This window comes from Evtepia gabavorous (assembly GCF_003425665.1).
GTDB lineage: Bacteria > Bacillota > Clostridia > Oscillospirales > Oscillospiraceae > Evtepia > Evtepia gabavorous.
Genome location: NZ_QQRQ01000026.1, coordinates 18568 through 27513, shown reverse-complemented (window position 1 = coordinate 27513; position 8946 = coordinate 18568). Strand labels below are relative to the sequence as shown.

At 63.0% G+C, this 8946-nt stretch carries 8 protein-coding genes and 1 riboswitch; of the genes, 1 reads left to right on the top strand and 7 read right to left on the bottom strand.

All coding sequences use genetic code 11. The features are described 5' to 3' along the window. Positions 1–573 precede the first annotated feature (573 nt). The 7 genes from ispG to pyrH all read right to left on the bottom strand — a co-directional run bounded on the left by ispG (position 574) and on the right by pyrH (position 7383). Entirely contained in the window at positions 574–1611 is a 1038-nt protein-coding gene (gene ispG / locus DV520_RS10655) for a flavodoxin-dependent (E)-4-hydroxy-3-methylbut-2-enyl-diphosphate synthase (protein ID WP_117142749.1), read from the bottom strand. Positions 1612–1613: 2 nt separating this feature from the next. Continuing rightward, the gene (locus tag DV520_RS10650; RefSeq protein ID WP_021919197.1) at positions 1614–2675 is read right to left on the bottom strand and encodes a M50 family metallopeptidase; all 1062 of its coding nucleotides are present in this window, start codon (positions 2673–2675) and stop codon (positions 1614–1616) included. Positions 2676–3368: 693 nt separating this feature from the next. Beyond that, the gene (locus tag DV520_RS10645) at positions 3369–4514 is read right to left on the bottom strand and encodes a 1-deoxy-D-xylulose-5-phosphate reductoisomerase (protein WP_117142747.1); all 1146 of its coding nucleotides are present in this window, start codon (positions 4512–4514) and stop codon (positions 3369–3371) included. Beyond that, positions 4511–5335: a phosphatidate cytidylyltransferase gene (locus tag DV520_RS10640; protein ID WP_021920065.1), complete on the bottom strand. Its 825-nt coding sequence runs from the start codon at positions 5333–5335 to the stop codon at positions 4511–4513. Before DV520_RS10640 ends, DV520_RS10645 begins: the two co-directional genes overlap by 4 nt. Before the next feature lies 1 nt (position 5336). Beyond that, a complete protein-coding gene (uppS, locus tag DV520_RS10635; protein WP_021920066.1) occupies positions 5337–6095 on the bottom strand; it encodes a polyprenyl diphosphate synthase in 759 nt (252 codons plus the stop codon). Positions 6096–6103: 8 nt separating this feature from the next. Next, entirely contained in the window at positions 6104–6658 is a 555-nt protein-coding gene (gene frr / locus DV520_RS10630) for a ribosome recycling factor (RefSeq protein ID WP_021920067.1), read from the bottom strand. Next, the gene (gene pyrH, locus DV520_RS10625; protein WP_117142745.1) at positions 6655–7383 is read right to left on the bottom strand and encodes a UMP kinase; all 729 of its coding nucleotides are present in this window, start codon (positions 7381–7383) and stop codon (positions 6655–6657) included. Before pyrH ends, frr begins: the two co-directional genes overlap by 4 nt. Before the next feature lie 626 nt (positions 7384–8009). Between pyrH and DV520_RS10620 the strand changes: the two genes are divergently transcribed. Next, a complete protein-coding gene (locus DV520_RS10620) occupies positions 8010–8576 on the top strand; it encodes a DNA-3-methyladenine glycosylase I (RefSeq protein ID WP_117142743.1) in 567 nt (188 codons plus the stop codon). Positions 8577–8738: 162 nt separating this feature from the next. Then, positions 8739–8856: riboswitch (FMN riboswitch) on the top strand. Positions 8857–8946: the final 90 nt, after the last annotated feature.

The following is an 8946-nucleotide window of genomic DNA, read 5'->3' as shown; positions in this document are numbered from 1 at the left end:
TTCTTCCCCTACGCCGTTGGAACGGCGGGGAACGGTGGTTTCCCAGCCGGGGCCCCATTTCTTGGGAAGAAATGGGGGAAAGAACCCCAGAGGGAAGAGGTTCTTCCCTCTGGACTCCCTTCTCTGGTGGGGTTGTGTGGGGGGAGGCTGTACCTCTTACGGGATACCTGGCCTGCGGCCCTCACAGCGAAAGGCCCGTAACGGCCCGCCCACCGGCTGGGCGGGCTGGGAACGTGGGGCGGTACCCTTTGGGAGAAGGCAGAGAGGAACCGTTTGGTTTCCCGCTTTCTCCTCCCGTCAACAAACCACTTCTCCCGCCCGCCCGAGCCGGTGGGCGGGCCATGAGGCGTTGGTCTTGGAGGCCGCAGGCCAGGCCCATACCGACCCAACCACCTTCCCCCGTTCCTCCACCAGAGAATGGGGTTCCAAGGGGGAGGAACCTCCTTCCCCTTGGTGTTCTTTCCCCTATTTCTTCCAAGAAATAGGGCCCCGGCTGGGAAACCACCGTTCCCCGCCGTTCCAACGGCGTAGGGGAAGAACCCCACACCGCCCCCATCCCAACGGCGATGGGGTTCAAAGCTCTTCAATCAGCGCCATCAGCGCATCCAGCAGCTCCTCCTGGGGCACCTGCCGCACCACTTCCCCATGGCGGAACAGGATTCCCTTCCCATTCCCCCCGGCAATGCCCACGTCGGCGGCGGCGGCCTCCCCGGGGCCGTTCACCGGGCACCCCATCACCGCCACGGTGATGGGCTTGGTGACGGTTTTCAGCCGCTCCTCCACCGCCTGGGCCAGGGGGATCAGGTCAATTTTGGTCCGTCCGCAGGTGGGGCAGGCGATGAGGTCCGGCCCCTCCCGGCGCAGGCCGATGGCCTTGAGGATGTCCCGGGCGGCGTAGACCTCCTCCACCGGGTCGGCGGTGAGGGTCACCCGGAAGGTGTCCCCAATCCCCAGGGCCAGCAGCCCCCCGATGCCGGCGGCAGACTTCAGGGTTCCCATCCGGGTGGTCCCCGCCTCGGTGACCCCCAGGTGGAGGGGATAGTCCGCCTGCTGGTGCATCAGCTCATAGGCCCCCATGGTGATGGGGACCGAGGAGGATTTGAGGGAGACACAGATGTCGTCAAAGTCGTACCGGTTGAGCAGGGCGATGTGGCCAAAGGCGGAGTCCACCATGGCCTGGGGCGTGACCCCGCCGTACTTGGCCAGAATGGGCTTTTCCAGGGAGCCCCCGTTGACCCCGATGCGGATGGGGATGTTTCTCCGGGCGCAGGCCCGGGCCACCGCCTTCACCCGGTCGGCTCCGCCGATGTTGCCGGGGTTGATGCGCACCTTGTCGGCCCCCGCCTCCACGCACTCCAGGGCCAGGCGGTAGTCAAAGTGAATGTCCACCACCAGGGGCAGGTCAATGGCCTCCTTGATCTTTCCCACCGCCTTGGCCGCGGCCAGGTTGGGCACCGCCACCCGGACAATCTGGCACCCGGCCGCCGCCAGCCGGCGGATCTGGGCCACGGTGGCCTCCACATCGTGGGTGGGGGTGTTGGTCATGGACTGGATGGACACCGGGGCCCCGCCCCCCACCGGCAGGCCGCCCACCTGAATTTGTTTTCCCATGCTTATTTCACCAGCTTCCAAATGTCACTGAAGGTGACCACCACCATCAGCAGAATCAGCAAGGCAAAGAAGATGCCGTGGAGCCAGGCCTCATACTTGGGGTTGAGCTTTCTGCCCGACAGGAGAAACCAGAGCTCCCCCACCAGCAGCAGGAAGATCCGCCCGCCGTCCAGGGCGGGGATGGGCAGCAGGTTCATAATGGCCAGGTTCACCGCGATCAAGGCGATGATGTAGCACACATTCTCCAGCCCGGCCACAATGCTGCCCCCCTGGCTGCCCGCCTCCCCCAGATAGGAGACAATGCCCACCGGGCCCGACATATCGTCCAGGCCCACCTGCCCGGAGACCAGCATCACCAGCCCCGACCAGACCGCCCGGGCAAAGTACCAGCAGGTGTTCCAGCTCTGCTTCATAAGGCCCGGGAAGGTGACCTCCTCCACGTCAAAATAAATGCCGTACATCTTCACCGTCTGGCCGTCCACGGTGTAATCCTGGGGCTGGAGGGGGAGGTCATCCAGGACCACCTTCTCCCCGTTCCGCTCCACCACCAGGTCCATGGTCTCCCCGGTGGCGGTGCTGAGCTGGGTGGACAGGTCGGAGTAGACAAAAATCCGGTGGCCGTTCACCGAGACAATCCGGTCCCCCGCCTGGAGTCCCTCCGCCCCGGCGCAGGAGAAGCCGTCCATGAAGTCCCGGACCACCGGCACCACATAGCTACCGGCGGTGCCGAACAGGATGGCCACCAGCACAAAGCCGGCAATGAAGTTCATCACCGACCCCGCGGCCAGAATGATGAGCTTCCGCCAGGGGGATTTGTTGGAAAAGGAGCGGGGGTTGTCGTTCTCCTCATCCTCCCCCTCCATGGCGCAGTAGCCCCCGATGGGAAAGGCCCGGAGGGAATACTGGGTCTCCCCCCGCTGGAAGGAGACCAGGGCGGGACCCATGCCAATGGCAAACTCATTGACCTGGACCCCCAGGAGCTTGGCGGTGAGGAAGTGTCCTCCCTCGTGGACCGCGATGAGCAGGCCGAAGAGGAGGATGCCGACGATGATATAGACAAGCAAATTGTTCACCTCAGAGATAGACTTGCCCCCTGGGGGGCGTTGTGGTTTTTTCTCGGCGCCGTTGGAACGGGCAGGAACTTTGGCTTCCCAGCCGGGGCCCCATTTCTCTGGAGAAATGGGGGAAAGAGCACCAGGGGCTGTGCCCCTGGACCCCGCGGGGGAAAGAGTTTCTTTCCCCCACACCCCTTTTCTCTGGACTGTTGTAGAAGCGGCGTGGGTTTTCTGTCGGCCTACCTGGCCTGCGGCCTCAAAGACCAACGCCTCATGGCCCGCCCACCGGCTCGGGCGGGCGGGAGAAGTGGTTTATTGTCGAGAGGAAAAAGTGGGAACCCGAACGGTTACTTTCTGCCTTCTCCCAAAGGGTACCCATCCACGTCCCCAGCCCGCCCAGCCGGTGGGCGGGCCGTTACCAGCGTGACAAAGAGAGGGCCGCAGGCCGGGTATCCCGTAAGAAGTACAGCCTCCCCCTCCACAACCCCACCAGAGAAGGGGGTCCCGGGGGAGGAACCTCCTCCCCCGGGGGTTCTTTCCCCCATTTCTTCCCAAGAAATGGGGCCCCGGCCGGGCAGGCCAAGGTTCCCTGCCGTTCCAACGGCGTAAGGAAAAACCCACAATGGGCCCCGCTCGGAAGGACCCCGTTCCCCGCCCTTCCCACGGCAAAGGAACCGCATCCCATCCCCCACCGGGTCCGGCTCAGCCCTCCGCCGCCCGGGCCGCCGCCCGCCGGGCCGCCTGATCCGCGGCCTGAATACTCTCCAGGGTCAGCGCGGCCGCCCGGGGAACGGTGTCCAGGGCAGCCTCCACCACCTGGGGAATCTGCAAAAAACCAATCTTCCCCGCCAGGAACCTCTCCACGGCCACCTCATTGGCACCGTTGAGAATCGCGGGGGCCGTTCCCCCCTCCCGGGCCGCCCGGATGGCCAGCGCCAGACAGCGGAAGGTCTCCAGGTCCGGCTGGGCAAAGGTGAGCTTTCCCACCGACAGCAGGTCCAGGGGCCGGGCGGGGCCGGGGGTCCGGTCCGGCCAGGACAGGGCGTACTGGATGGGCAGGCGCATATCCGGGTCCCCCAGCTGGGCAATCACGCTGTTGTCACAGTATTCCACCGCCGAATGGAGTATGCTCTCCCGGTGAATCAAAATTTGAATCTTCTCCGGGGGCACATCAAACAGAGACATGGCCTCCAGCAGCTCCAGGCCCTTGTTCATCAGGGTGGCCGAGTCAATGGTCACCTTGGCCCCCATGGACCAGTTGGGGTGCTGCAGGGCCCGGGCCGGGGTAACCCCCTCCAGTGCCTCCCGGCTCCAGCCGAAGAAGGGTCCGCCGGAGGCGGTGAGGAGGATGCGCCGGATCTCCTTGGGGGAGCTGCCCTGGAGGCTCTGAAAAATAGCCGAGTGCTCCGAGTCCACCGGGACGATCTCCGCCCCCTTCTCCCGGGCCCGGGCCATGACCAGGGGGCCGGCACACACCAGGGTCTCCTTGTTGGCCAGGGCGATGCGCTTGCCGCTGTCGATGGCGGCCAGGGTGGGGGCCAGGCCGGCAATGCCCACCAGGGCGGTCACCGCCGTGTCCGCCTGGGGCAGACGGGCGGCGGCCAGGACCCCCTCCTCCCCTGCCAGCACACGAATGTCCGTGTCCGACAGGCGCATAGCCAAAGCAGCGGCGGCGGTTGGGTCCGCTGCCGCTGCGAGGATGGGATGAAAGGTCCGGGCCTGCTGCTCCAGCAGGGCAATGTTGTGGTGGGCGGTGAGGGCCAGCACCCGGTGGCCGCAGGCGGCCGCCACCTCCAGGGTCTGCCGGCCGATGGAGCCGGTGGAGCCCAGAACAGACAGCGCCCTCATGCCCCCGCCCCCTTGCTGAAAGCCGGCAGCCAGAGGATCAGCAGCTCCATGAGCGGGGCGCAGAAGATCACGCTGTCAAAGCGGTCCAGCACCCCCCCGTGGCCGGGAAAGACATGGCCGAAGTCCTTGATTTTCCGGTTGCGCTTGACGTAGGAGAAAGCCAGGTCCCCCACCTGGGTGATGACGCCGCCCAGGATGCCGTAGACCGCCAGGAAGTAGTAATTGACCTCTACCTTGGTAATAAAGTGGAAGACCACCCCGTACAGGATGGCGATGACCACCCCCACCACCAGGCCGCCCACAGACCCCTCCACCGTCTTTTTGGGGGAGAGATGGGGGGTGAGGGGATGTTTGCCCAGAAACATGCCCACCAGCATGGCCCCGGCATCCACCACGAAGGGGATGAGGATGGGCAGGAAGATGTAGCTGGTCCGCAGCTCCAGAGCCCCCACCCGCACCACGGAGGACAGGCAGTAGGAGATGACAAAGGCAAAGAAGAAGCCCGCACCCACCCGGTCCATCTTCACCCGCAGATGGCTGGCGAAGGCCTCCAGAAAGACCGCCAGCAGGTAGACCAGCAGCACCAGCAGGCCCCACTGGCGGGGCTCCCCAAAGTAGACCCAGAAGGGGATGGCCAGGGCCACGATGGCGGTGTACAGGGCGATGCGGGGGTGGTTCATGCCAATGGCATGGAGGGCCTCATAGGTGCCCACCGCGGAGAGCACGGCGATGAGGGCGGGGGTAAAGGGCGCGGGCAGAACGTACAGGACCACCAGGATCACAGGCACGCCCACACAGGCCACCAGAATACGATTTCTCACGTTATACGCCTCCAAATCTGCGCTGACGCCGCTGGAAGTCCACCAGGGCCGCGTCCAGGACCGCGGGACTGAAATCGGGCCAGAGCACATCGGTAAAATAGAACTCGGCGTAAGCCGACTGCCAGGGCAGGAAATTGGACAGCCGCAGCTCGCCGCTGGGCCGGATGATGAGGTCGGGGTCGGGCACGGCCCGGCTGTCCAGGTACCGGGAGAAGACCTCGTCGGTGAGGTCCTCCACCCCCTGGCGGCCCGCCAGCACGTCCCGCCCCCAGGCCCGGGCGGCCCGGAGGATCTCATCCCGTCCGCCGTAATTCAGGCAGACGTTGATCTGATACTTGGCCCCCGCCACCGCCGCGCCGGTCTCCTCCGTCTCCAGGCAGAGGGTGCGCAGCTCCGGGGGCAGGGCCTCCAGGTCCCCGAAAAACCGGATGCGGAACCCGTCCTTCTCCATCTTCTCCAGGGCCTCCAGCAGGTACTTGCGCAGCAGGTCCATGATAGCGGAAACCTCCTCCACCGGACGTTTCCAGTTCTCGGTGGAGAAGGCGTAGACGGTGAGGTAGGGAATCCCCAGGTCCCGGCACCGGTAGGCGATGGTGCGGAAGGTCTCCGCCCCGGCGGCGTGGCCGGCGGTGCGGGGCAGCCCCCGCTTCTTGGCCCAGCGGCCGTTGCCGTCCATGATGATGCCGATGTGCCGGGGCAGCCTGGTCAGATCAGGCTCCGCCCCGGCCGCTGGCCGTTTTTTTCTATGCCAAAACGCCATGGCCCACCTTACACGGCCATGAGTTCGGCTTCCTTCTTGGCGGTGAGGTCGTCGATCTCTTTACAACGCTTGTCGGTGAGCTTCTGCATGGCCTCCTCCAGCTCCTTCAGGTCGTCCTCGGTGAGCTCGGACTTTTTCTTCATGGCCTTGAACTTCTCCATGGCATCCCGGCGGATGTTGCGGATGGCCACCTTGCCCCCCTCGCCGTACTTCTTCACCTGCTTGGTCAGTTCCTTCCGGCGCTCCTCGGTGAGCTGGGGGAAGATCAGGCGGATCACCTTGCCGTCGTTCTGGGGGTTGATGCCCAGCTCGGAGGCCAGCAGAGCCTTCTCCACCGCCTTGAGCAGGGTTCCGTCCCAGGGCTGGATCACCAGGGTCCGGGCGTCGGGGGTGGAGATGGAGGCCACCTGCTGGATGGGGGTCTCCGTACCGTAATATTCCACGGTGATCTTGTCCAGCACCGCGGCGTTGGCCCGGCCGGCCCGCACCCCGGCGAAGTCGCTGACCACCACCTCGATGGTCTTCTGCATTTTCACGTCGTATTCCTGATACAGTTCCTTCATGACTTTGTCTCCTCCTCTACAATGGTTCCAATTCTCTCTCCCATCACCGCCCGGAGGATGTTCTGAGGGTCCGCCAGGGCGAAGATCATCACAGGGATATGGTTCTCCAGGGCCAGGGACGTGGCCGTCAGGTCCATCACCTGCAGGTGGTCGGCCAGGACCTGGTCATAGCTGATGGCGTCGTACTTCACGGCGCCGGGGTCCTTCTTGGGGTCGGCACTGTACACCCCGTCGATGTTTTTGGCCAGGAGGATCATGTCCGCCTGGATCTCCGCCGCCCGGAGAACCGCCGCCGTGTCGGTGGAGAAATAGGGGTTGCCGGTGCCCCCGGCGAAGAGAACCACCTTCCCCTCCCGCAGGTACCGGTCAGCCGCCGGCTGGGAATGGATCTCCCCCACCGGGCCCATGGGAATGGAGGTGAGAACCCGGGCGGGCTGCCCCAGCTGCTCCAGCACGTCCTGGAGGGCCAGGCTGTTGATGACGGTGGCCAGCATGCCCATTTGGTCGGCCCGGGCCCGCTCCATCCGGCCGCCCCCGTCCTTGACCCCCCGCCAGAAGTTGCCGCCGCCCACCACCAGGCCCACCTGGACCCCGTGGCGGACACAGTCCTGCACCACCTGGCATACCTGCCGGGCAAAGGCGAAATCAATGCCCCGGCCCGGCGCGCCGGCCAGAGCCTCGCCGCTGATCTTCAGCAGAACGCGCTGATACGTTGGTTTCTCCATAGGTACCTCCCTTGCCCGCCCCAGGGGGAGCGGGTCTGCTTCCTGACCGCCCCGGCCCGGGGGACGGAGCGGCATTCTGTTGTGGCTATTTTACTATAACTGCGCTGGTTTGCATAGGGGGTTTGCCCAACTTTTTGGAAAAAAGCCCGAAAATCCCCGGCGGACAGGGCCCGGTCTGGTCTCTTTTCCCCGAGAAGCTTGCGGGAGAAATCGCTTGCGTGAAATCCCACAATTTCACTGGGCTGTAATCTGTCTATTTTCGTCGTCTTTTTCTCCGGGTTCCATTGACTTTCTCCCGGCTGTCTCCTACAATGAGGACCGTTCTTTTCAGAACACGCTGACCACGGAGCGGACCCGGTTGGCAGCGTGGGGCGGGGCGCCGCGTATGCTCTCTCAACGCACGTCTTCCTGTTTGCCGGTGCCTGTGCCCCCCTGCGATTTCCTCCGCCGTCATCCCTGGCTGTTCGGGTCCGCTCCCGCGGCGCTTTCCTCTGGGAAAGGGCCGTTTTTTTGTGCCTTCGCCGCGCCGATTCCTATTGCGGCGGAGCGGGGGAATGCTTTATCATCTATAATAGATGATAGCGTGACAGAGAACACTGCACTTTACGTTGGGGAGGTAAGCTGGGATGCCAAACGAGAAGGTAGAACGGTGCGCGTGGGCAACAACGGACCTGTACCGGGCGTACCACGACAAGGAATGGGGAAACCCGGTCCATGCGGACGATAAATTGTTTGAAATGCTGATCCTGGAAGGGATGCAGGCGGGGTTATCGTGGCTGACCATACTGAACAAAAGAGAGGCCTTCCGAGAGGCCTTCGATCAGTTTGACTGCAGAAAAGTCGCCTGCTATGACGACGCAAAAATTGAGGAACTGATGCAAAATGAAAAAATTGTCCGCAATCGCTTAAAGCTTAAATCAGCGGTCACAAATGCCCAGCAGTTCCTCAAAATACAAGCGGAATATGGCAGCTTTGATGCATTTATATGGTCCTATGTGGATGGGAAGCCCATCCGCAACCATTTCACTTCGGAAGAGGAGGTTCCCGCAAGGACCCCTCTCTCGGACAGAATCAGCAAAGATTTGAAAAAACGTGGTTTTAAGTTCGTAGGCAGTACGATCATATATGCCTATATGCAGGCAGTCGGCATGGTAAACGACCATGTGAAACGATGCCATCTATATCAGCCTTGAAACCAGTTTTGGGGAATTCTCCCTTCAAATTTCATCGTTTCCATAAAATTTTCTGGAATTTAACTCCTTTCTCCTGTAATATCTTCTAATTTTTCTCTTTTCTCTCTCCCCCTCTTGACAATTCCCCCGCCAGAGAGTAACGTGTTAAACAGACAATGAAATAGCGATCTTCAGGGCAGGGTGAAATTCCCGATCGGCGGTATAGTCCGCGAGCCGCGCAGCGGCAGGATTTGGTGTGATTCCAAAACCGACAGTATAGTCTGGATGGAAGAAGATGGATGACATACGCGGGGTCTCCGCGTCTGTTCGTCGTGGATTGCTCTGGGATGATGCCTCATTCCAGAGTTTTTTGATGGACAGAGAGAGGAGA